Here is a 1,192-nt window from a genome sequence, read left to right as displayed (position 1 = left end):
AAATTTCACTTATTTATTAAATATTTAAAACTTTTATAAATGATGTTTTAAAGTATTTTTAAATAATATAATTTTGAATTTAATTTTTTTATTTATATAACTCATAAGTTCTAATTATTGAATTTATGAGTTTTTTTCTTTATAATAAAATTGAGAAGGTGAGATAAATGGCTGTTAAAATATTATTAGTAGAAGATGAAGAACCTATTAGAAAGTTCGTTAAAATAAATTTAGAAAGAGAAGGATATACAGTCTTTGAAGCTGGAAGTGGAGAAGAAGGTATTGACATAGCCAGGAGTAAGCAACCTCAAATAGTTGTACTGGATATAATGTTGCCGGGAGTTGATGGTTTTGCAGTTTGTAAAGTTTTAAGAAAAGAATTCCCAAACTTGGGAATAATAATGCTTACTGCTAAGGCTGAAGATTATGATAAAATAATGGGCCTTCAATATGGGACTGATGATTATTTAACTAAACCTTTTAACCCTACAGAGCTAACTTTAAGGATAAAATCTTTAGAGAGAAGGCTTGAACCAGAAGAAGAAAACGATGAAAATTACATTATACAAGAACCTTTTAAGCTAGATTACTATCAAAGAAAATTTTATAAGAATGATGAGGAAATTGAGCTTACCCCAACTGAATATCAAATTATGAAAATATTTATGGAAAATCCAAAAAAAGCTATGAATAGAGATGAAATTTTAAAAATAGTTTGGGGCAATGATTTTATTGGTGATTCAAAAATTGTTGATGTAAATATTAGAAGGTTGAGAGCGAAAATTGAAGAAAATCCCGCAAAACCTGAATATATTGAAACGGTATGGGGTCTAGGTTATAGATGGCAAGGTGAATAATTGAAAAATAGAATTGGTAAGAGACTTGTAAAAAGTTACTTATTATTGATTATTACAACAATTGTTATATTAGATATATTTTTGCTGATAGGTTTTAAAACATTCTATTACACAAGTGTAGAAAATGAATTAAAAAGTAGATTATCTTTTTCTCTTAACTTTTATAACAGGAATTATTCAGATAAAAATTTAGAGGATATAATTTTAGAAGATAATGATATTTTATGGACATATACGAATGCAGAAGTACAAGTTTTAACACCAAAAGGAAATATTATAATAGATTCAATAGGTGCAATCTCAAAAGAACCTATTAATTCTCAGGATTTTTTACT

The 1,192-nt window shown here is 26.4% G+C and carries 1 protein-coding gene and 1 pseudogene; both read left to right on the top strand.

Translation table 11 applies throughout. From position 1 onward, the window contains the following. Positions 1-167 precede the first annotated feature (167 nt). Positions 168-857: a response regulator transcription factor gene (locus HMPREF9131_RS01005; protein WP_009344875.1), complete on the top strand. Its 690-nt coding sequence runs from the start codon at positions 168-170 to the stop codon at positions 855-857. Then, positions 858-1,192, top strand: a pseudogene (locus HMPREF9131_RS01000) (sensor histidine kinase); the annotation flags it as partial. It lies immediately after the preceding gene.

It is taken from the genome of Peptoniphilus sp. oral taxon 836 str. F0141, assembly GCF_000179335.1.
Lineage (GTDB): Bacteria > Bacillota > Clostridia > Tissierellales > Peptoniphilaceae > Peptoniphilus_A > Peptoniphilus_A lacrimalis.
The sequence above is the reverse complement of the archived record's forward strand: the minus strand, read 5'-3'. Positions and strand labels throughout refer to the sequence as shown.

Excerpts from the sequence above, each read along its gene's own strand:
- HMPREF9131_RS01005 (WP_009344875.1), top strand. The coding sequence starts at position 168 with ATGGCTGTTAAAATATTATTAGTAGAAGATGAAGAACCTATTAGAAAG.